The sequence below is a fragment of the Sphingobium sp. FG58 genome (genome assembly GCF_057809055.1).
Genome location: NZ_JBMDJF010000006.1, coordinates 24129 through 43962, shown reverse-complemented (window position 1 = coordinate 43962; position 19834 = coordinate 24129). Strand labels below are relative to the sequence as shown.

23 protein-coding genes are annotated in these 19834 nt (G+C 64.6%); 16 read left to right on the top strand and 7 right to left on the bottom strand.

What is annotated here, in order from left to right:
• Positions 1 to 18 precede the first annotated feature (18 nt).
• On the top strand, positions 19 to 597 hold the full coding sequence (locus ACODR8_RS09375) for a glycine zipper 2TM domain-containing protein (protein WP_489007000.1): 579 nt from the start codon (positions 19 to 21) through the stop codon (positions 595 to 597).
• A 37-nt stretch (positions 598 to 634) separates the two neighbouring features.
• Here ACODR8_RS09375 and ACODR8_RS09370 read toward each other — a convergent pair whose 3' ends face one another.
• Positions 635 to 1156 (bottom strand): thermonuclease family protein, encoded by a 522-nt coding sequence (locus ACODR8_RS09370; protein WP_489006999.1) that lies wholly within the window; start codon positions 1154 to 1156, stop codon positions 635 to 637.
• Between the two features lie 151 nt (positions 1157 to 1307).
• Here ACODR8_RS09370 and ACODR8_RS09365 point away from each other — a divergent pair, with 151 nt between their 5' ends.
• Entirely contained in the window at positions 1308 to 1721 is a 414-nt protein-coding gene (locus ACODR8_RS09365; protein WP_489006998.1) for a globin domain-containing protein, read from the top strand.
• A 9-nt stretch (positions 1722 to 1730) separates the two neighbouring features.
• On the opposite strand, the gene ACODR8_RS09360 is transcribed toward ACODR8_RS09365, so the two are convergent.
• Positions 1731 to 2018, bottom strand: a complete 288-nt coding sequence (locus tag ACODR8_RS09360) for a hypothetical protein (protein ID WP_294138070.1) — start codon at positions 2016 to 2018, stop codon at positions 1731 to 1733.
• A 147-nt stretch (positions 2019 to 2165) separates the two neighbouring features.
• On the opposite strand from ACODR8_RS09360, the gene ACODR8_RS09355 reads away from it, so the two are divergent.
• Genes ACODR8_RS09355 through ACODR8_RS09335 form a run of 5 tightly spaced genes read left to right on the top strand, consistent with a single transcriptional unit; the run spans position 2166 to position 5118 of the window.
• A complete protein-coding gene (locus ACODR8_RS09355; RefSeq protein ID WP_489006997.1) occupies positions 2166 to 2546 on the top strand; it encodes a RidA family protein in 381 nt (126 codons plus the stop codon).
• A 6-nt stretch (positions 2547 to 2552) separates the two neighbouring features.
• Positions 2553 to 2909, top strand: coding sequence for an ArsC family reductase (locus ACODR8_RS09350; protein WP_017181978.1), 357 nt, complete (start codon positions 2553 to 2555; stop codon positions 2907 to 2909).
• Entirely contained in the window at positions 2906 to 3949 is a 1044-nt protein-coding gene (locus tag ACODR8_RS09345; RefSeq protein WP_489006996.1) for a glycerophosphodiester phosphodiesterase, read from the top strand. Before ACODR8_RS09350 ends, ACODR8_RS09345 begins: the two co-directional genes overlap by 4 nt.
• A 36-nt stretch (positions 3950 to 3985) precedes the next feature.
• Entirely contained in the window at positions 3986 to 4411 is a 426-nt protein-coding gene (locus tag ACODR8_RS09340) for an RrF2 family transcriptional regulator (RefSeq protein WP_489006995.1), read from the top strand.
• 38 nt (positions 4412 to 4449) lie between these two features.
• The gene (locus tag ACODR8_RS09335) at positions 4450 to 5118 is read left to right on the top strand and encodes an MBL fold metallo-hydrolase (protein ID WP_489006994.1); all 669 of its coding nucleotides are present in this window, start codon (positions 4450 to 4452) and stop codon (positions 5116 to 5118) included.
• A gap of 104 nt (positions 5119 to 5222) precedes the next feature.
• Here ACODR8_RS09335 and ACODR8_RS09330 read toward each other — a convergent pair whose 3' ends face one another.
• Positions 5223 to 5654, bottom strand: a complete 432-nt coding sequence (locus tag ACODR8_RS09330; RefSeq protein ID WP_489006993.1) for an MAPEG family protein — start codon at positions 5652 to 5654, stop codon at positions 5223 to 5225.
• 208 nt (positions 5655 to 5862) lie between these two features.
• Between ACODR8_RS09330 and rpmF the strand changes: the two genes are divergently transcribed.
• The 4 genes from rpmF to ihfA all read left to right on the top strand — a co-directional run bounded on the left by rpmF (position 5863) and on the right by ihfA (position 8496).
• Positions 5863 to 6042, top strand: coding sequence for a 50S ribosomal protein L32 (gene rpmF / locus ACODR8_RS09325; RefSeq protein WP_006957677.1), 180 nt, complete (start codon positions 5863 to 5865; stop codon positions 6040 to 6042).
• A 67-nt stretch (positions 6043 to 6109) separates the two neighbouring features.
• Entirely contained in the window at positions 6110 to 7132 is a 1023-nt protein-coding gene (gene plsX / locus ACODR8_RS09320; protein ID WP_489007141.1) for a phosphate acyltransferase PlsX, read from the top strand.
• Positions 7129 to 8097, top strand: a complete 969-nt coding sequence (locus ACODR8_RS09315; protein WP_489006992.1) for a beta-ketoacyl-ACP synthase III — start codon at positions 7129 to 7131, stop codon at positions 8095 to 8097. The genes plsX and ACODR8_RS09315 overlap by 4 nt, the downstream gene beginning before the upstream one ends.
• Before the next feature lie 102 nt (positions 8098 to 8199).
• Positions 8200 to 8496: an integration host factor subunit alpha gene (ihfA, locus tag ACODR8_RS09310; protein ID WP_489006991.1), complete on the top strand. Its 297-nt coding sequence runs from the start codon at positions 8200 to 8202 to the stop codon at positions 8494 to 8496.
• 7 nt (positions 8497 to 8503) lie between these two features.
• On the opposite strand, the gene ACODR8_RS09305 is transcribed toward ihfA, so the two are convergent.
• Both ACODR8_RS09305 and ACODR8_RS09300 read right to left on the bottom strand, forming a co-directional pair.
• Entirely contained in the window at positions 8504 to 8974 is a 471-nt protein-coding gene (locus tag ACODR8_RS09305) for a low molecular weight protein-tyrosine-phosphatase (protein WP_489006990.1), read from the bottom strand.
• On the bottom strand, positions 8971 to 10422 hold the full coding sequence (locus ACODR8_RS09300; RefSeq protein ID WP_489006989.1) for a helicase HerA domain-containing protein: 1452 nt from the start codon (positions 10420 to 10422) through the stop codon (positions 8971 to 8973). The genes ACODR8_RS09305 and ACODR8_RS09300 overlap by 4 nt, the downstream gene beginning before the upstream one ends.
• Before the next feature lie 122 nt (positions 10423 to 10544).
• Here ACODR8_RS09300 and ACODR8_RS09295 point away from each other — a divergent pair, with 122 nt between their 5' ends.
• Entirely contained in the window at positions 10545 to 12413 is a 1869-nt protein-coding gene (locus ACODR8_RS09295) for a methyl-accepting chemotaxis protein (RefSeq protein ID WP_489006988.1), read from the top strand.
• Positions 12414 to 12476: 63 nt separating this feature from the next.
• Positions 12477 to 15179, top strand: coding sequence for a phosphoenolpyruvate carboxylase (ppc, locus tag ACODR8_RS09290; RefSeq protein WP_489006987.1), 2703 nt, complete (start codon positions 12477 to 12479; stop codon positions 15177 to 15179).
• A gap of 119 nt (positions 15180 to 15298) precedes the next feature.
• Here the strand turns inward: ppc and ACODR8_RS09285 are convergent, their stop codons facing one another.
• Positions 15299 to 15850, bottom strand: coding sequence for an outer membrane protein (locus tag ACODR8_RS09285; protein ID WP_489006986.1), 552 nt, complete (start codon positions 15848 to 15850; stop codon positions 15299 to 15301).
• A 314-nt stretch (positions 15851 to 16164) separates the two neighbouring features.
• Here ACODR8_RS09285 and ACODR8_RS09280 point away from each other — a divergent pair, with 314 nt between their 5' ends.
• Positions 16165 to 16839, top strand: a complete 675-nt coding sequence (locus ACODR8_RS09280) for a peptidase (RefSeq protein ID WP_489006985.1) — start codon at positions 16165 to 16167, stop codon at positions 16837 to 16839.
• Entirely contained in the window at positions 16839 to 17525 is a 687-nt protein-coding gene (locus ACODR8_RS09275) for a hypothetical protein (RefSeq protein ID WP_489006984.1), read from the top strand. Before ACODR8_RS09280 ends, ACODR8_RS09275 begins: the two co-directional genes overlap by 1 nt.
• A gap of 242 nt (positions 17526 to 17767) precedes the next feature.
• On the opposite strand, the gene ACODR8_RS09270 is transcribed toward ACODR8_RS09275, so the two are convergent.
• The gene (locus ACODR8_RS09270; RefSeq protein WP_119747068.1) at positions 17768 to 18220 is read right to left on the bottom strand and encodes a peptidylprolyl isomerase; all 453 of its coding nucleotides are present in this window, start codon (positions 18218 to 18220) and stop codon (positions 17768 to 17770) included.
• Between the two features lie 169 nt (positions 18221 to 18389).
• Between ACODR8_RS09270 and mgtE the strand changes: the two genes are divergently transcribed.
• Positions 18390 to 19823 carry a magnesium transporter gene (gene mgtE, locus ACODR8_RS09265; RefSeq protein WP_489006983.1) on the top strand — a complete coding sequence of 478 codons (1434 nt, stop codon included), beginning with the start codon at positions 18390 to 18392 and terminating at the stop codon, positions 19821 to 19823.
• Positions 19824 to 19834 lie beyond the last annotated feature (11 nt).

The window sequence follows — 19834 nt, the reverse complement described above, 5'->3', positions numbered from 1 at the left end:
AAGCGAAGGACCCCGCCCATGACATTCACTTTCAGACAGGCCATTGCCGCCCTGTCGCTCGGCGCGATGGCGCTGACCGGCCTTGCGGCCACCCCCGCCTTCGCCCAGCCGGGCCACGACAATCGCGAACGGCGCGATGATCGCCAGGACCGCAGGGCGGACCGTCGGGATGATCGTCAGGATCGACGCGCAGACCGCCGCGATGATCGGCAGGAGCGCCGCGCCGACCGTCGCAATGATCGCCGCGACGACCGCCGCGTCACCTATCGCCAGCCCGGCCGCCCGGTGTACAGCTATGACTGGAACCGTCCCGATCCGCGCTATGGCCGCAGCTATCGGCCCGACCGCTATTATCGCGCCGGTTATCAGCCCATCCGCGTCGATCGCCGTACCCGCATCTATCGCGGCTATGACGACCGCTATTATTGCCGTCGTTCGGACGGCACGACCGGCCTGATCGTCGGCGCGGCGCTGGGTGGCCTGCTCGGCAGCCAGATCGACCGTGGCCAGTCCAATGTCGCGGGCATCCTGATCGGCGGCGGCGCAGGCGCGCTGCTGGGCCGCGAAATCGACCGTGGCAGCCTGAACTGCCGCTAAGTTGAAGGAAGGGGCGGGCGTTGCGCGTCCGCCCTTTTCAGCACCAGCCTCGGCGCGCCCCGTCCCATTCGCGCGCAAGCCCCTCGGCCACCAATATCCCGCCGATCGATTCGCCGCCGCGTGTCACCACTCTGAGCGATCGGCCATAACGGTCGGTATCCCGATCGCCGCTTTCCAGCGAGAACGCGCCTTCGTTCATCAGCGCCTGCAATCGCTCCGTCGCCCGCGCGCCGAGGGCACCCTCGGCGGCACAGCTTGGCCCATGGGTTTCGGGCGTGTCGATATCGGCGATCCGGTATTTTTCGCCGCTGAACCAGAATGTGTCGCCGTCCACCACGCAATTGACCCCGCCGCCACTATGGCAAAAGCCAAATTGAGCGGACAGGCTATCGGTCGGGACGCTCTGCCGCGGCATCTCCAGCAGCTGCCACGCGCCGCGCTCCATCCAGATCGGCCCATACCAGCCGAGCAGCAGCCCCAGGCACAGCGCGTAGATGATCGCCGGGCCGCCAAAGCCCGCGCTGCGTCGTTGCGCTCGTCCATATCTTTGTCTCGCCATGCCGCCAGGATAGGCGGCCATTGGCAAAGAGGGCGTTAAAGCCGGTCCATCCTCTCGCCGATCCGGTGACGATCGGGTTTGACGCGGATCAATGACGCGCGCTTTCCATGCGTCATGCTGGCCCCTCCTTCATCCGAAATGGAGCCAATCGATGAACGCCGCCGCGCCGCCCAGCCCCTATGTCCGCATCGGCGGCGAACCGGTCGTCGCGGCGATCGTCAACCGCTTCTACGACCTGATCGAACAGGACAGCCTCTATGCTGACTTGCGCGCGCTCCATGCCGCCGATCTGGGGCCGGTGCGTCATGGCCTGACCCGTTTCCTGTCGGGCTGGCTGGGTGGCCCGCGCGACTGGTTCGGGCGCGGCCAGTGCGTCATGTCGCTCCACCGCGCCTTCCCGATCACCCCCGCACTGGCCGACGACTGGGCGCTGGCGATGACCTGCGCCATAGCGGGCCAGAAGGATATGGACCCGGCCATTGGTGATGCGATGGCACAGGCTCTGGGACATATGGCGCGCGGCATGATCAATTTCGCGCTGGACGGTGGCAGCGCAGCCGCTTGATCGAAGGCTTCAGTCCTCGTCGCTTTCCGCCCCGTCCTCGTCATCCATCGCCGGTTCTCCGGCATAGGCATCCATGTCGATCCGACCGGACCGGTTCATGGCATTCATCGTGTCCACCAGGTCCGGCACGTCATCGGGGATGATCTGCGCCGGATTGCTGTGTCCGCCGCGTTCGCTATCCTCACTCAGGTCGGTAGCCCGCGTCCGAGCGGACTCCGCCACATCCTGCGCCTGCGTTCCCGCCTCGCTCTGTTCGGCATTGTCGTCGATATCATTGTCGGGGATAGGGTGGGCCATGGACGCTCTCCTGTAACAGGTTCAATCCCTCCCTAACGGTCCGCATCGCCCGCCGTTCCGCTTGGGCGTCGCTGAATCCACTGGACAGCATCGGGCCAAGGGGGCAAGGGCGGGCGCGATCCTTTCGCACTGCAGCAGGAATCCGTCATGTCCCGCCAGCTTATTTCGTCCGGCTCGCCCTTTGAGGCGCAGGTCGGCTATTCCCGTGCCGTCGTCCAGGGCGACTGGTGCTTCGTCGCCGGCACCACCGGCACCGATCCCGAAACCAAGACCATGCCCGACAGCGTCGCCGATCAGGCCACCAACGCGCTCAAGGTCATTGGCACGGCGCTGGACGAAGCGGGCTTTGCCTTTGCCGACGTCGTGCGCGTCACTTATTACATCACTGATCCCGCCTATTGGGACGAACTGGGTCAGGCGACCGCGCCGGTGTTCGGCACCATCCGCCCCGCCGCCAGCTGCGTCGTGGCCGGGCTGATCAAGCCGAACATGAAAATCGAAATCGAAGTCACCGCTTTCAAAGGGTAAGCCGCCATGATCACGATGTACGGCATCAAAAATTGCGACACGATCAAGAAGGCGCGCAATTTCCTCGACAATGAGCGCGTCTCCTACAGCTTCCACGACTATAAAGTGTCGGGCGTTGACAAGGCGAAGCTGGAGGAATGGGTGATGGAGCATGGCTGGGAAACCATCCTCAACCGTTCCGGCACCACCTTCAAGGCGCTGGACGCCGGGGACAAGGCGCATATCGACGCGGACAAGGCCATCCTGCTGATGATGACCAACCCGTCGATGATCAAGCGACCGATCCTGGACACGGGCAAGCAGACCATCGTCGGTTTCAAGGCGACGACCTATGAGAATGCGCTGGCAGGTGCCATAGCATGAGCGGGCGGCGCCTGATCCGCGCCTGCCTGACGCTCCTGCTCCTCCTTTTGCCGGTAGAGATCGCCATGGCCGAACCCTTGTTGATCGCCCATCGCGGGGCCAGCGGCGAACGGCCCGAACATACGCTCGCTTCCTACGAGCGGGCGATTGACGAAGGCGCGGACTTTATCGAGCCGGATCTGGTCCTGACCAAGGATGGCGTGCTGGTCGCCCGGCATGAAAATGAAATCAGCGGCACGACCGACGTTGCCGACCATCCCGAATTTGCCGATCGCAAGACGACCAAGACGATCGACGGCGCGGCGGTCACCGGCTGGTTTACCGAAGATTTCACTCTGGCCGAACTGCGTACCCTGCGCGCGCGCGAACGGCTGCCCTTGCTGCGCCCCGCCAATACCCGCTTCAACGATCTCTACCTCATCCCGACGTTCGAGGAGATATTGAAGCTGGTCCGCGCCAAGGAGGCGGAAGCGGGCCGCCGCATCGGCCTCTATCCCGAAACCAAGCATCCCAGCTATTTCGCCGGGATCGGCCTGCCGCATCAGGCGCCGATGCTCGCGCTGCTGGAACAATATGGCTATCTGACTGAAGCGGACCCGGTCTTTATCCAGTCGTTCGAGGTCGGCAATCTCCAGGCTCTGCGCGCGGTCACCCGGCTGCGGCTGATCCAGCTGATTGACAGTACCGGCGGACCGGCGGATCGGCCTGACCTGACCTATGACGCAATGATGAGCGTGGAAGGGTTACGGGCCATCGCGGACTATGCCGATGGCATCGGCCCCTCCACCAGCCGGGTGTTGGCCGATGACGGCGCGACCGCACTGGTAGGGCAGGCGCATGATGCCGGGCTACAGGTCCATATCTGGACGCTGCGGATGGAAAATTTCTTCCTGCCCGTCCAATATCAGCGCCCCGATGACGCGCAGGGCCGGGGCGATTTTGCCGGCTATGTCCGCGCGGTGGCGGCGACCGGGGTGGACGCGGCCTTTACCGATTTCCCCGCCCAAGCGCGCACCGTGCTGGAGAAAGCCGCGCCTTGACTTGTCAAACGCATCGCCTGAGCGAATAACGCTAATATGCTGTCCCAAAAGACCCGTTATGCCATCCGCGCGCTCCAGCATCTTGCCGACCGCTATCGTCAGGGACCAGTGCCGCTGAACGAGATCGCCGCGCGCCAGAATATTCCGGGCAAATTCCTGACGGTGATCCTGTCCGAACTGTCGCGCGAAGGGCTAGTGGCGACGCAGCGGGGCAGGGACGGGGGCTATTGGCTGGCCCTCGCCCCGGTCGACATCAGCTATGGCGACATTGTCCGCCTGACCCGCGGCTCGCTCGCGCTGACGCCCTGCGCCAGCCGCTTCGCGCATGAAAGCTGTACCAACTGCCTGCCCGAATCGGAATGTCGCTTGCACCGTGTGATGCTGCGCGTGCGCGACGAGACGGCGCGGGTGCTGGACGGTATCAGCCTGGCCGAGCCGTTTGCGGCGCTGGACGAGGCTTAGGTCTTGCGTCCGTCCCGCCGCTTCGCCACATCGGGCGGATGACGACATCCCCCCAAGACCGTCCACTTAAAGCCACGCTGATCCCGGTCACCCCGCTCCAGCAGAACTGTACCCTCTTCTGGTGTACCGCCACCATGCGCGGTGCGTTCGTCGATCCGGGCGGCGATCTGCCGGTGCTGAAACAGGCAGCGGCGCAGCATGGCGTGACCATCGAAAAGCTGCTCGTCACCCATGGCCATATCGACCATTGCGGGCAGGCAGGCGTGCTGGCCCGCGACCTGGGCGTGCCGATAGAGGGGCCGCATGAAGATGACCGTTTCTGGATCGACAAGCTGGCGGAGGACGGCAAGCGCTGGGGCGTGCCGGGCGAAAGTTTCGAGCCGGATCGCTGGCTGGTCGATGGCGATCAGGTAACTGTCGGCAACCTTACCCTCGACGTCCTCCATTGCCCCGGTCATACGCCCGGCCATGTCGTGTTCCACCACGCCCCCAGCAAGCTCGCCATCGTCGGCGACGTGCTGTTCCAGGGGTCGATCGGCCGCACCGACTTTCCGCACGGCAATCACCAGCAACTGATCGACGCGATCACCGGCAAGCTGTGGCCATTGGGCGGCGACACCGCCTTCGTCCCCGGCCATGGCCAGATGAGCAATTTCGCCCACGAACGCCGCACCAACCCCTTCGTCGCCGATTCGGTGCTGGGCTAATCCTCGTCTGGCGCCCCCTCCGTTCACCCTGAGCTTGTCGAAGGGGCGCTCTTCTTGAAGTAAAGGGCAGGGCTTCGACAGGCTCAGCCCGAACGGATATGGGGTTACACCTGCGCCGACAGCGCCGGCGGCGCAGGCACCTCGCGCGTGGCGGTATAGGCGATCGTCAGCGCCGTTATCGCCATGCCGACCATGACGATCCAGGTCAGCAGCGCCCCGCCGCCGCGCCACACGGTAGCGGCGTCTGCATCCATGCCGAACGCATGGGCGACCCGTGCGACAATATAGACCAGCGCCCCGATCCACAGCCATAGCGATGCGCCGATCGCGAGTTCGACGACCAGGAACAGGATCAGCACGATCGGCGTATATTCGATATAATTGGCATGCGCCCGCATCCGCCGCGCCAGCAGCGCGTTGCCCGCATCGCCATGCAGCGCCTTGTCCGAAATGCGAATCCGCGCGCACCGCGTCGCGATCCACAAGTTGAGCAGCGCGCAGGCGGCAGCAAAGGTCAGTGTGATCGGCAACAGCATCGGTTTTCCCCTCATTTCTATGACCTGCACCCTAGCCGCCCTGGCCGGGCGGGCAAGGAAGGACTTGCACCCCGATCAAAAAGCGCTATAGGCGCAGGGCTTCGCGATCACCCAGGGCCGCATGGGTCTGCGGCGCCTGTGGCGTCAGCTTTCATGTTGGATCTGGCCGTTCGCACAACCTGATAGATTTACGGAACAAGGTGCCGACATGGCTGTCCCCAAAAGGAAAACGTCCCCCTCCAAGCGCGGTATGCGCCGCAGCCACGATTCGCTGCGCGTCGAAGCATTCCAGGAATGCTCCAACTGCGGTGAACTCAAGCGTCCCCACAATCTGTGCGGCGCCTGTGGCCATTATAACGGCCGCGAAATCGTCGCCGTCGGGGCGTAACGACTTTTCGATCTCCGCAAAGGGGTGATCTAGGGTGTCCAGCCAACCGCGAATCGCCATAGACGCGATGGGCGGGGATGAAGGCGTGCGCGTGATGATGGCGGGTGTGGCGCTCGCCCGTCACCGCCATGAAGGGCTGCGCTTCACCCTGTTCGGCGACGAAACCCGCATCAAGGCGGCGCTCGACAGCCATCCCAATTTGCGCGCGGCGTCGGACGTCGTCCATGCCGATACCGTCGTCGATGGTGCCGACAAGCCCAGCGTCGCGATTCGCAAGAAAAGCAGCTCGATGAGCATGGCCATAGCGGCCGTCAAATCGGGTCAGGCGGGGGCTGCGGTTTCGGCCGGCAATACTGGTGCGCTGATGGCCATGGCCAAGCTGGCGCTGCGCACCATGCCCGGCATTGATCGACCTGCGCTGGCTGCGCTGTTGCCCACGCTCGGCAACAATGATGTGGTCATGCTCGATCTGGGCGCGAACACGGAATGTGACGCCCGCAATCTCGTCCAGTTCGCGGTGATGGGGGCAGCCTATGCCCGCATCGCGTTCGACTTGGAACGGCCCCGCGTGCGCCTGCTCAACATCGGCACCGAAGACCTCAAAGGGACGGATGAAATCCGCGACGCCGCGGCCATCCTGCGCGCCGCGCACGCCCTGCCGATGAGCTTTGACGGTTTTACCGAAGGCGACAAGATCAGCCGGGGCGATACCGATGTCATCGTGTGCGACGGTTTTTCCGGCAATGTCGCGCTCAAGACGATCGAAGGCACGGCCCGCTTCGTCACCGACGTGCTGCGCAACGCCTTCACCAGCTCCATCCGCTCGAAGATCGGCTTCCTGATCTCCAAGCCCGCGATGCACCTGCTCAAGCATCACCTCGATCCCAATAATCACAATGGCGCGGTGTTTCTGGGCCTGAACGGCGTGGTCGTCAAAAGCCATGGCAGCGCCGATGCCAAGGGCATCGCCAATGCGGTCCATGTTGCCGCCCGCCTGCTGGAAGAAGATATCACCCGCCGCATTGCGGCCGACATGGCCGCCGTGCAGGCGCTCACCGCCTCGTCGAAGCTGGAGCAGCCCGCCAAGTGATCCGTCGTGCGATTCTCCTGGGGACCGGATCGGCCCTGCCTGTCCGCACGGTCAGCAACGCTGAACTGGCGCAGACCGTCGACACCAGCGACGAATGGATTGTCGAGCGCACCGGTATTCGCAATCGCTATATTGCGGGCGACGATGAAACCACCGCCTCGCTGGCCACCGACGCCGCCCGCGCGGCGATCGACGCCGCCGGTGTCGCCGCGCAGGACATCGACCTCATCATCCTGGCGACCGCAACCCCGGACCAGACCTTCCCGGCGTCCGCCACCAAGGTGCAGGCAGCGCTCGGCATCAATGATTGCGTCGCTTTCGACGTGGCGGCCGTCTGTTCGGGCTTTCTCTACGCCATCACCGTCGCCGACAGCATGATCCGCTCCGGCGCGGCGCATCGCGCGCTGGTGATTGGCGCTGAAACCTTCAGCCGTATCCTCGACTGGGAGGATCGCACCACCTGCGTCCTGTTCGGCGATGGCGCGGGCGCCGTCGTGCTGGGCGCAGAGGAAAGCGCCGACGGCGCGCGGGGTATCCTGGCCAGCAAGCTTCATGCCGATGGCCGACACAACGGCCTTCTCTATGTCGATGGCGGACCGTCCACGACGCAGACCGTGGGCAAGCTGCGGATGAAGGGTCAGGAAGTGTTCCGCCACGCGGTCGTCAACCTTGCCTCGGTCCTGAACGAAGTCATGGGTATGGCGGGCCTGTCCAACAGCGACATTGACTGGCTGGTGCCGCACCAGGCCAATGCCCGCATCCTGGACGCCACCGCGCGCAAGCTCAAACTCTCGCCCGACCGGGTGATCGTGACGGTGGATCGCCACGCCAACACCTCCGCGGCGTCGGTTCCGCTGGCGCTCGACTGCGCCATTCGCGACGGACGGATCAAGGCGGGCGACCTCATCGTGCTGGAAGCGATGGGCGGTGGCTTCACCTGGGGCGCCTGCGTCCTGCGGGTCTGATCCCGCAATATCACGCAACCTTGCCAAACCCCTGCAAATCCCGCACATTCCTGTAGAGGCCATCCGACCGCGATGGTCCATGGGGTGGAAATGGGGAATCCGATGACGAGGACAGGCACATTAACGCGCGCAGACCTTGCTGAAAGCGTCAACCGCCATGTCGGCCTGTCGCGGGCCGAAGCGGCGGCGCTGATCGAATCGATCCTCGATCATATGTCCGACGCGCTCGGACGCGGCGAAAATGTGAAGATTTCCAGCTTTGGCACCTTCGTCCTGCGGGACAAGACCCAGCGTATGGGCCGCAATCCCAAGACCGGGGTCGAAGTGCCTATCGAACCGCGCCGCGTCCTGACCTTCCGTGCGAGTCAAACGATGCGGGATCGGGTCGCAGGCGACTGATCCGGCACTATTGGCGAATCGTGCCGAATGTCGCGACGATCGCCCGCGCCGCGCGGGTCACATCGTCCCACGTCTGCGCAAATCCGGCTTCGTCGCCATAATAGGGATCGCTCACGCCGCGCCCCTCGTACCCCGGCACCATGTCCATCAACAGCGCCAGCTTGGCCGTCCCGTCGGCGGGGCGGATGCGCCGCAGATTTTTCAGATTCTCGCCATCCAGCGCAAAGATATGGGTGAAGCGGTGGAAATCGGCGGCGTTCACCTGACGCCCACGATAGCCCGATATGTCGATGCCATGGCGCAACGCCTGCCGGATCGCGCGCGCGTCGGGCGGGCAATCGACATGCCAGTCGCCCGTCCCCGCCGAATCGACCAATATGTCCAGCCCGGCCCGCTCTGCCTCCGCCCGCAACGCCGCTTCGGCCAGCGGCGACCGGCAGATATTGCCCAAACACACGAAGAGGACCGCTGGCGTCACCCCTCCGCCACCGCGGTCGACAGGCCCAGCCCCGGCACGCCGATGGAGCGCTTGCCCGAAAAGTCGGTACGCGCGACGATGACGCCCAGTTTCTCCATATAGTCGATCAGCCGCCGGACCCGCCCCGGCGAGCTGGTGCCATAGGCCCGCGCCAGCGCCGCGTCGTCAGGGCAGGGGTGGCCCTGCATTGCGGCGCGCGCGATCAGCAGGAAGGGGGCCAGCATATCCTCCGGCAGCGGATCGGCGGCGCGCATTGCCGGTTCCCAGCGGACATCGGCGGCGTCCATCATCCCGGCCTGCGCCATGGCAAAGCGCTTGCGGAAGGCAGGCAGGTCGAGCGGCGGGGTGCGCAGCCCCTTCATCCGGCAGCGCACGCCAAAATCCTGATAGAGGGTCGATATGCTGGGCGCGGCATCGCCCAGATCGGCGACGATTTCCTCCAGCACCGCCATCACCACCGGCTCATTCTGGCCGAAATCCAGTTCGGGCGCGGCGGGCTTGGCCTGGGGCGAATCGGCCAGCGCGCGGATGATATCCTCGGCGGCGCGGGGCGGGGGATCGGCGCGGGGCGGCGCAACCGGGGCGGCATCCGCCGCTTCGGGCGCAAACAGCAATTCCTGAAAATCCTCGCCACTCGTCACCGGCGGGGCCATCAGCTTGTGCGTGCCGCCGCGCGTGCTGGTCTTGACCGCGCCGATCTTCACCGCGACCGGACGGCGGCAGATCGCCGGACCTAGCGCCAGGAATCGCCCGCGCTCCAGATCGCGAATCTGCTCCGCCTGCCGCCGCTCCATCCCCAGCAGATCGGCGGCACGCGCCATGTCGATGTCCAGAAAGGTGCGCCCCATCAGGAAGTTGGAGGCCTCCGCCGCGACATTCTTGGCCAGCTTCGCCAGCCGCTGCGTCGCGATGACCCCCGCCAGCCCACGCTTGCGCCCCCGGCACATCAAATTGGTCATGGCCGCCAGCGAAACCCGGCGCGCCTCGTCGGACACGTCGCCAGCAGCGGCAGGCGCGAACATCTGCGCCTCGTCCACCACCACCAAAGCCGGATACCAATGGTCGCGCGGCGCATCGAACAAGGCGTTCAGGAAGGACGCGGCGCATTTCATCTGCGCGTCAATCTCCAGCGCCTCCAGGCTCAGCACCACCGACGCGCGATGTTCGCGAATCCGCGTCGCCATCTTGACGATCTCGCGCTCATTATAGTCGCCAGCATCAATCACCACATGGCCATAATTATCGGCCAGCGTGACGAAATCCCCCTCCGGGTCGATCACCACCTGCTGCACCAGCGGGGCGCTTTCTTCCAGCAGGCGGCGCAACAGATGCGACTTGCCCGACCCCGAATTGCCCTGGACGAGCAGCCGGGTGGCAAGCAATTCCTCCACGTCGACCAGCACGTCCTTGCCGTGGCTGTCGGTTCCTATGCTGATGCTGGCGGTCACGCTCGTCCTTTGGCCCAGTGAGCCGGGTTGGCGCAAGAAGAAGCTTGCTCACCAATTTTCAACCAGTCTGCGTTAACCGTGAGAAGATGGTAAAGAAGTCCCTCCTCTTTCAGGCCCGACACATGTTGCGCAGGCGTGCATTGCTGGCGGGCAGCAACAATTTAGGGGACACGATGGTGCCGCTTGGCGGCGTCATCCTGCTGGCCATAATCGGCACCGCCATCCTCCTTGGCCTGCTCAGCGCCCAGATCGAACGCAATGCCGACGCCTACCTCCATCGCGTCGTCAATGGCGCGTTGCTGCGTGAGCGCGCGGCACTGGCCGATGCCGTCATGGCGTCGGCGCGCTGGGACGATGCGGTCGACCATGTTTATGGCGGATTCAACAGGGAATGGGCCGAAAGCAACCTCGCTACCGAAGTGGCCGATGCCTATGTGCTTGATGTTCGTGGACGCACCGTCTGGGCGGCGGCGGGCAGCGAACTGCCCCGGCGCGCCCCCCGCCTGCCGCTGGACCAAGCGCTGGCCCTGCCTGTCTTGCATGATGTGATGGCGGCGCTGCCGCAGAGCCATCGCGCCGCACTGGGCGAGCGTCAGGCGATCGTGCGTTTTGCCCGGTTGCAGGGGCAAGCGGTGATCCTGGCCGTCCGCGCGATCACGCCATGGAAAGACGTCGCCCGCCTGCCGTCCGGGGATCTGCGCTATCTGGTATTGACCAAGCCGATCGACGCGACCCTTCTGGCGGATATGAGCCGTACCAATCAATTGTCGCTGAAATGGAATGTCGGCACCACCGGGGACACCGAAAACGGGATTCGGGTCAAGGATATTACCGGCCAGGTGCTGGGGCAGGTGGAATGGCGCCGATCATCGGCCGGGGCCAAGGCGTTGCGCCAGATCATGCCCGCCGTGACCGCCATCATCCTGACATTCCTAGCCATGTCGGGCTGGCTGGCATGGCGGCTGGTGGCGGCGCATGGGGCTTTGCGCAAGCAGGTCCGGCACTCGCGCGATGCGGAAAACGAAGCGCGCACCGCCGCCCAGCAGGCCAGCGACGCACTGGTGCAGGCTGAAGCCGCGCGGCAGGCACTGGCAGCCAGTGCCGATCAGGTCGCGACCGAGGAACGGCGACATCAGGAAGAATTGCGGCGCAACGGGCGCGTGATAGCGGAGGCGCTGGAGCGGTCCATGGCCGTGCTAGTGACCCGATTGTTCGAAACGGCCGCCGCGCTTGAACATAGCGCCGACGATACGATGCGCACGATCGACGAGCAGCAGCGGCATGTCGATACCGTAACCGCGCGCGCACGCGATACCGCCGGGTCGGCCCAGGCGATTACCGCGACCATTGACGAACTGACCGCATCGATCGGTGCTTTCACCGGCACCGCCTATGACATCCGCGAATCGGCGGCAACCGCCAGTGGCCAGTCGGCCGCCGCGCACCACGCCAATGATAATCTGCGTCGTCATGTCGGCAGCGTCAACGAAGCCACCAAGCTGATCGCGGAAATTACCGGCCAGACCAATCTTCTGGCGCTCAACGCGACGATCGAGGCGGCCCGCGCCGGGGAAGCGGGGCGCGGCTTCGTGATCGTCGCCAATGAAGTCAAGGCGCTGGCCGCCCAGACGGCCCAGACCACGCGCGAAATTCAGGCGCGCGCGGACGGTATCGAGCAGGCCGCGGAGCAGACGTTCGCGCTGGTCGGGTCGGTCGACACTGTTCTGGCCAGTCTGGTCGAGGCGATCGGGGTGGCCGCATCCTCTGCCCAGCAACAGCTTGCGTCGGTCGAGGATATTCAGCGCGTTTCCCGTTCGGTCGCGCTGGATGCGGGCGCGACCAATCAGGCGGTCGATGCGATTTCCGATGCACTGCGGCATTCGGCACAGGCTGCCGCCACGACCCGTGCGCAGGGCGCAGCCGTGCGACAAGGGGTCGAACAGGTGCAGGCTGAGTTCGGACGCCTGATCGAGGCGCTCAAGGCGGCCTGAACCCGGCTGCAAAGCGATGGGAACTGCTTGACCCATTCCCTGTTGCAATGCAGCATCGTTACCATGGCGACTCTCTCCTCCACACCGTCCGCTCCTGCGATCACGCAGAACCCTGACATTCGCTATCTGGGGCGCCTGCTGGGCGACGTGATCCGGGCCTATGGCGGGGAAAGCCTTTATCGCCAGACCGAATATATCCGCTCCGCCTCGGTCGATCGGGCGCGGGGGATTCAGGGGGCGGACTTTGTCGACACCGGGCTGGATGCGCTCAGCCTCGACGACACGCTCAATTTCGTGCGCGGTTTCATGCTCTTTTCGATGCTCGCCAATCTGGCGGAGGACCGGCAGGGGATCGCGGCCGAACCGGGGGCCGATGTCGCGTCGGCCATCGCCCGGCTGGATTCGCATGGCATTGATCGCGACGCCGTGCTGGGTCTGTTGTCGCACTCGCTGATCGTCCCCGTCCTCACCGCCCACCCGACCGAGGTGCGGCGCAAGAGCATGATCGATCACAAGAACCGCATCGCCGACCTGATGCTGCTCAAGGATGCGGGCCGCGAAGAGACGGACGATGGCGAAAATCTGGACGAGGCGATCTTCCGCCAGATCGCCCTGCTGTGGCAGACCCGCCCGCTGCGCCGCGAAAAATTGTTCGTCGCGGATGAGATCGACAATGTCCTCGCCTATTTCCGCGACACCTTCCTGCCGGTGCTGCCCGCACTCTATGCCCGGTGGGAGCGGGTGCTGGGCGCCCGCCCGCAAAGTTTCCTGCGCGTGGGCAGCTGGATCGGCGGCGACCGCGATGGCAATCCCTTCGTGCAGGCGCCCCAGTTGGAGTTCGCGCTCAAGCGCGGGGCGCAGGCGGCGCTCGCCTATTATCTCGATTCGCTCCATGCGCTGGGCGCTGAACTCTCGCTCTCGACCGAACTCGCCCATGTGCCCCAGGCGGTGCTGGACATTGCCGACGCCAGCGGTGACGCATCGCCCAGCCGTCAGGACGAACCCTATCGTCGCGCCATTTCGGGCATCTACGCCCGGTTGGCCGCGACCTATGCGACGCTGACCGGTGGCCAGCCGCCGCGCCCCTCCAGCCTTAAAGGGGCGGCCTATGCCAGCCCCGCCGATTTCCGCCGCGATCTCGTCACCGTGGCGCAGGGTCTGGCGAGCGAGGGCAATGGCGCACTGGCGAGCGGGGGCGCGCTTGGCCGCCTGATCCGCGCGGTCGAAACGTTCGGCTTCCATCTCGCCACGCTCGACATGCGCCAGAATAGCGATGTGCATCAGCGCGTCGTCGCCGAACTGCTGAAAGTCGCGGGGGTCGAGCCGGACTATGCCGCGCTCGACGAATATGCCCGCATCGCGCTGCTGCGCCGGGAACTGGCGAACAATCGCCCGCTGGGGTCGCGCTTTGCCGATTATTCGGAGGAGACCGCATCCGAACTGGCGATCGTCCACGCCGCTGCCGAAGCGCACCGCATCTACGGGCCCGCCTGCATCACCCATTATATCATTTCCAAGGCGGAAAGCGTGTCGGACCTGCTGGAGGTCAACATCCTGCTCAAGGAAGCGGGGCTGTGGCGCGCCGGTGTCGATGGCGCGCCGCCGCAGGCGTCGATCATGTCGATCCCGCTATTCGAAACCATCGCCGACCTTGAGGCCGCGCCGCAAATCATGTCCGCCTATTTCGGCCTGCCCGAAATTGCCGGGGTGGTGAAGCAGCGCGGGCATCAGGAAGTGATGATCGGCTATTCGGACAGTAACAAGGATGGCGGCTACATCACGTCGACCTGGAGCCTGTTCAAGGCGAGCAAGGCGCTGGAGCCGGTCTTTGCCGATGCCGGCGCAGCGATGCAGCTGTTCCACGGCCGCGGCGGCGCTGTCGGGCGCGGCGGCGGCTCCGCCTTCGCCGCGATCCAGGCGCAACCCAGAGGCACGGTGCAGGGGCGCATCCGCATCACCGAACAGGGCGAGATGATCGCGGCGAAATTCGGTTCGCGCGATGTCGCCATGACCAATTTGGAGGCGATGACCAGCGCGACCCTGCTCGCCAGTCTGGAGCCGGAGGGGATTTCGGACAAGGATGCCGCGCGTTTTGCAGGCGCGATGGACGAGCTGTCCAAAAACGCCTTCAACGCCTATCGCGATCTGGTTTACGGCACGGAGGGGTTCAAGGAATTTTTCCGGCAGCTTACGCCGATCCAGGAAATCTCCGGCCTCAAGATCGGCTCCCGTCCTGCCAGCCGCACCAAAAGCACGGCAATCGAGGATTTGCGCGCCATTCCCTGGGTATTCAGCTGGGCGCAGGCGCGGGTGATGCTGCCGGGCTGGTACGGCGTGGGCCATGCGATCGCCGCGTTCGAGGACAAGGCGCTGCTCACCGACATGGCGCAAAGCTGGTCGTTCCTGAAATCCGCGATGGGCAATCTGGAAATGGTACTCGCCAAGTCGGACCTTGGCATCGCGGCCCATTATCTGCCGCTGGTGGAGGATCAGGCACCGGCCGAACGGCTGTTCGGCCGCATCCGCGAGGGTTGGGCGCAGACCCATGACGGACTGCTCGCCGTGACCGGGCAGAGCCGCCTGCTGGAAAAGAATCCGACGCTGGAAACCTCTATCCGCTTGCGGCTACCCTATATCGAGCCGCTCAATCTGCTCCAGGTAGAACTTTTGAAGCGCCATCGCGCGGGTGAGGATGATCCGCGCATCAAGGAAGGCATCGAACTGTCGATCAACGCAATCGCAACGGCACTGCGGAACAGCGGCTAGGGGGGCGAATCCGGGACGGCGGCAGTCCAATGCGCCGTCCCGGACCCCAGTCCCTGATCAGGGTGGACCCTGGTCGGGGATTGGCCGGTGGGGCGGGCCGTTACAGCCCGCCAAACCTTTTAAAACTTCGTGACGACACCAGCCATCGGGCGGATCGATCGGAAATTGCCCATCGTGTCGGCCTGAACCCGGAAACGGATGTTGCTGCTGGCGGCTGAACCGCCCATGTCTGCGGCCGACAATTCGACGCCCGCGCCATAGGTGGTCCCATGATAGTCCGGGCTATCGGGGCCAAGCGCGTCGAAATTGACCCATTTATAACCGACCTTGCCGAAGATCAGGCTGTCCTTGCCCGCCTTCACGCCGACCCGGCCTGCCGCGCCATATTCCCAGTCGATATCGCCCGACACGCCCTTGGACGCGGTGCCTTCGACGCCGACGACCAGCGGGCCTGCGACATTATAGTTCACGCCTGCGACGCCTTCGACCATGCGGCCCTTATAGCCGACCGGCGGGATGCCTTCCTTGCCGGTTTCGCTGTCGAAATTATGCACGCCGCCCATCACGCCGACATAAGGCTCGATGCGACTGGGGGAACCAGCCTGATCCTGGGCCATGGCGGCAGGAACGAAGGACGCGGCAGCAACTGCCGTCAAAAGCAGTGTCTTCATGGGTATGACCCTTTTTCTGTTGTGGATTGGTGCGACGGTGTGGACCCGCCGGGTCGCACGAACGAGCGCTGCAAGCGGCTCAGGCGACGGGGGATAAATGACCGGCCCTGTCCGAAGGTTTCCTGAACGGATCATAAAAATCGGGCAAAAGGCGATTATGTGACGGAAACAACACGCTTTCTGTCGCCCCGATGAACAAAACCCGGCTTATCTGAACCTGCGATAAACGCTGGACGCAGCGCCCCAAATCCATTCACAACCAATTCAACCGCCGGGCGTTACGCCATGATCAGATGGAGAAGAGGAGAAAGACGATGACGGGCTTCCGACATCGGATTCTGGCCGTGATGGGACTGGCAGGCGCGCTGGCACTGGGCGGCTGCGCTTATGATGATGGCTATGGATATGGCGGCGTGAGTGTCGGCACCGGTTATTATGGCGGTGGCGGCTATTATGGCGACGGTTATTATGGCCCGACCGGCTATTATCAGCCCGGCCTCTATAATGGCTGGTATGATAATTATTATTATCCGGGCACCGGCTACTATGTGTACGACCGCGCCGGACGCCGACAGCGCTGGAATGACGGTCAGCGCCGCTATTGGGAAGGCCGCCGGGCAGAGCGTCGCGATGATCGACGGGACGACCGCAACTATGGCCAATGGCGCGGCCGCGATCGTGACGGTCGCGATGGCCGGGATGATCGAGATGGGCGCTGGCAGGGCCGCGATGGCCAGCCCGGCAATGGCCAGAACTGGACCAATCGCCCCCGTCCGCCGCAGGGGACGGACTCCCCGCGCGGTCGTGGCAACTGGCGCGGCAATGACGCAGTGCGCCCAACGCCCCAGCCGGGCCTGCGCCAGCCCCAGACGCGTCCGCAAATGAACCAGCCCCGTCCGCAGCGCGACTGGAGCGCCCGTCCGGCCCCGTCCGAACGTGCCGTCCGCTCACGCGCGCCCGGTGCCTCGCGGCAGGAACGCCCTGACTGATGCGGGGTCCGGTACAGGCCACCGCTTTGCTCTCCCTCCTGCTCGTCGCGGCCTGCGACGGGCGGGAGGAGAGCGCGATTAATAATCTCGCCAATGGCGCCAATGCGGTGCAGGTGGAAAATAACGTCCGCGCCGAAGCGATGGCGGTCATGGAACCACTCACTCCGCCAGCCCCCGGAACACCGGGCGGCCTCCCCGATGACCGCACCCCGCTGGCGGAAGGCACGATCGACCCCGACAGTGGGCAGGGCGCGGCGCAGGTGGTGCAGGGCTATTATGGCCTGCTGGAGGAAAAACGGTTCGAGGACGCACAGGATCTGTGGAACCCCACCGGCGCGATCGGCCAGCAGGACGACGCCCATTTCGCCGCGCGCTTCCGGGGCTTCAGCGAAATTCACGCCAATATCGGCGCACCCAGCGAACCGGAGGGGGCGGCAGGATCGCTCTATGTCAGCGTGCCGGTGCAGATTTACGGACGCCTGGCCGCCAATGGCAAGCCCTGGTACGCGCTGCGCCAGGTGATATTGCGCCGGGTGAACGACGTCCCCGGCTCAACCGCCGAACAGCGCCGCTGGCATATCGAGAGGATCGGGCCTTACACCGCGCCGGTTGTCGAGGCGGCGGGCAATGGGGCAGAGGCGGCACAGGCCGTTTCCGCGACCGACGGGATGGCGGGCGGGCGTTAATGGCGTTGCGTTGAGTTTACCAACCGCCGTTCGTGCTGAGTAGAGACTGAGCCTGTCGAAGGCGCGTATCGAAGCATGTGGCGCTTGTCCTTCGATATGCCGCTTCGACTTCGCTCAGCGTCTACTCAGAGCCTGCCCCCGCGAAGGCGGGGGACGAACGGTGATAGCTGATGTCATCGCCCAAACAAAAAGGCCCGCCTCCATGCTCTGGAGGCGGGCCTTTTGTTCAGCCTTTCAGCCAATCAGGCGACGGTCGCCTTGACGATCTTGCCCGGCGTACGCGGCGGCTCGCCCTTGGGCAGCGCGTCGACATGTTCCATGCCCGACGTCACTTCGCCCCAGACGGTGTACTGACCGTCCAGGAAGGTGGCATCGTCAAAGCAGATGAAGAACTGGCTGTTGGCGCTGTTCGGGTTGGACGAACGCGCCATCGAGCAGACGCCACGGATATGCTTTTCGCGGCTGAACTCGGCCTTGATGTCGGGCAGCTTCGATCCGCCCATGCCGGTGCCGGTCGGGTCGCCGCCCTGCGCCATGAAGCCGGGGATGACGCGGTGGAACACGACGCCGTCGTAGAAACCGTCCTTGGCCAGCGTGGTGATGCGCTCGACATGGCCGGGGGCCAGGTCGGGCCGCAGCTTGATGACGACGTCGCCGCCACTGTCGAGGCTAAGGGTCAGGGTATCGTCAGCCATGAAAAATCCTCTCATTGGGGGGATGGGTTAGTGCTGGCACCCATATAGAGGCTGCAAGTCATGATGGAAGCCCGTGTTTTGGGCTTCCGGTCCCTCTGCGCCATTGCAATTATATTGTGCATGGGCGAAAGGATCGCAATGCAACAGGAACCGGACAGTAGGGGGCGCCATGAGCGAGCGCGGCGACACAGCCCAGCCCCTGTTGGACGGGGATGACGCAGACGAAGCGATCGCTGCCGCGGCAGAATCGCGCCATGATGAGGATGACCGGCTAAAGCCAGAATTCGTCTCCGCCGTGCTGGACGCGGTGGAGGAAGGCGACGCCGAACGTGCGCGCGAACTTGTCTCGCCGTTGCACCCCGCCGACATTGCCGACCTTCTGGAACTGACGCCTGCCGACCGGCGCGGCGAAGTCGCTGCGGCGCTGGGCGATCTGGTCGGCGCGGAAGTCCTGTCCGAACTCAACGACTATGTCCGCGACGATCTGATCGGCGATCTCGCGCCCGAACAGGTCGCCGAATTCGCGTCCGAACTCGATACTGACGACGCCGTCGCCATGATCGAGGATATGGACGATGCCGATCAGCAGGCCGTCCTTGAGGCACTCGACCCGGAAGATCGCGCCGCGATCGAAAGCGCACTGTCTTACCCGGAGGAATCCGCCGGCCGCCTGATGCAGCGCGATCTGGTCGCGGTGCCTGAACATATGACCGTGGGTCAGGTGATCGACTATCTGCGCGACCATGGCGACCTGACCACCGATTTCTGGGAAATCTACGTCGTCGATGCCAAGCATCGGCCGATCGGCTATTGCCAGCTCAGCTGGATACTCACCTGTCCGCGCAGCGTCGCCATGGCTGACCTTATGAAGCGCGAACAGACGTTGATCCCGGTCGATATGGATCAGGAGGAAGTCGCGCTGCGCTTCCAGAAATATGCGCTCATCTCCGCTGCCGTGGTCGATGGCAGCGGGCGGTTGGTCGGCATGATCACCGTCGATGACGTCGTCCACATCATCTCCGAAGAAGCGGGCGAGGATATCCTTCGCCTGTCCGGCGCGGGTGAGGGCGACATTAACGAGCCGATCCTGATGACGGTGCGCGCGCGCCTCACCTGGCTAGTCGTGAACCTTGGCACTGCCATGCTCGCGGCCTCGGTCGTCGGCCTGTTTGAAGGGACGATCGAGCGGTTCGCGATGCTGGCCGCTTTGATGGGCATCGTGTCGGGCATGGGCGGCAATGCGGGGACGCAGACGCTGGCCGTGGTCGTGCGCGCGCTCGCCACCAATCAGCTGACCAGTTCCAACACCGCGCGGATGATCGGACGCGAATTCCGCATCGCCGCCACCAATGGCGCGACGCTGGGGACGCTGATCGGCATCGGCTCCTATGTGATTTACGGGCGGATGGACCTGTCGCTGGTGTTCGGCGCGGCGATCCTGACCAATAATCTGGTCGCGGGGCTGGCGGGGGTGCTGGTGCCGATCACGCTGGAACGCAATAATGTCGATCCCGCCGTGTCCTCCGCCGTGTTCGTGACGATGATGACCGATTCACTCGGCTTTTTCAGCTTCCTGGGGCTAGCTACTCTGTTCCTGCGTTGAACCCCGGCCAC

Coding starts and splice junctions, on each gene's coding strand:
- ACODR8_RS09375 (WP_489007000.1), top strand. CDS start 19: ATGACATTCACTTTCAGACAGGCCATTGCCGCCCTGTCGCTCGGCGCG.
- ACODR8_RS09370 (WP_489006999.1), bottom strand. CDS start 1,156: ATGGCGAGACAAAGATATGGACGAGCGCAACGACGCAGCGCGGGCTTT.
- ACODR8_RS09365 (WP_489006998.1), top strand. CDS start 1,308: ATGAACGCCGCCGCGCCGCCCAGCCCCTATGTCCGCATCGGCGGCGAA.
- ACODR8_RS09360 (WP_294138070.1), bottom strand. CDS start 2,018: ATGGCCCACCCTATCCCCGACAATGATATCGACGACAATGCCGAACAG.
- ACODR8_RS09355 (WP_489006997.1), top strand. CDS start 2,166: ATGTCCCGCCAGCTTATTTCGTCCGGCTCGCCCTTTGAGGCGCAGGTC.
- ACODR8_RS09350 (WP_017181978.1), top strand. CDS start 2,553: ATGATCACGATGTACGGCATCAAAAATTGCGACACGATCAAGAAGGCG.
- ACODR8_RS09345 (WP_489006996.1), top strand. CDS start 2,906: ATGAGCGGGCGGCGCCTGATCCGCGCCTGCCTGACGCTCCTGCTCCTC.
- ACODR8_RS09340 (WP_489006995.1), top strand. CDS start 3,986: ATGCTGTCCCAAAAGACCCGTTATGCCATCCGCGCGCTCCAGCATCTT.
- ACODR8_RS09335 (WP_489006994.1), top strand. CDS start 4,450: ATGACGACATCCCCCCAAGACCGTCCACTTAAAGCCACGCTGATCCCG.
- ACODR8_RS09330 (WP_489006993.1), bottom strand. CDS start 5,654: ATGCTGTTGCCGATCACACTGACCTTTGCTGCCGCCTGCGCGCTGCTC.
- rpmF (WP_006957677.1), top strand. CDS start 5,863: ATGGCTGTCCCCAAAAGGAAAACGTCCCCCTCCAAGCGCGGTATGCGC.
- plsX (WP_489007141.1), top strand. CDS start 6,110: ATGGGCGGGGATGAAGGCGTGCGCGTGATGATGGCGGGTGTGGCGCTC.
- ihfA (WP_489006991.1), top strand. CDS start 8,200: ATGACGAGGACAGGCACATTAACGCGCGCAGACCTTGCTGAAAGCGTC.
- ACODR8_RS09295 (WP_489006988.1), top strand. CDS start 10,545: ATGTTGCGCAGGCGTGCATTGCTGGCGGGCAGCAACAATTTAGGGGAC.
- ppc (WP_489006987.1), top strand. CDS start 12,477: ATGGCGACTCTCTCCTCCACACCGTCCGCTCCTGCGATCACGCAGAAC.
- ACODR8_RS09285 (WP_489006986.1), bottom strand. CDS start 15,850: ATGAAGACACTGCTTTTGACGGCAGTTGCTGCCGCGTCCTTCGTTCCT.
- ACODR8_RS09280 (WP_489006985.1), top strand. CDS start 16,165: ATGACGGGCTTCCGACATCGGATTCTGGCCGTGATGGGACTGGCAGGC.
- ACODR8_RS09275 (WP_489006984.1), top strand. CDS start 16,839: ATGCGGGGTCCGGTACAGGCCACCGCTTTGCTCTCCCTCCTGCTCGTC.
- ACODR8_RS09270 (WP_119747068.1), bottom strand. CDS start 18,220: ATGGCTGACGATACCCTGACCCTTAGCCTCGACAGTGGCGGCGACGTC.
- mgtE (WP_489006983.1), top strand. CDS start 18,390: ATGAGCGAGCGCGGCGACACAGCCCAGCCCCTGTTGGACGGGGATGAC.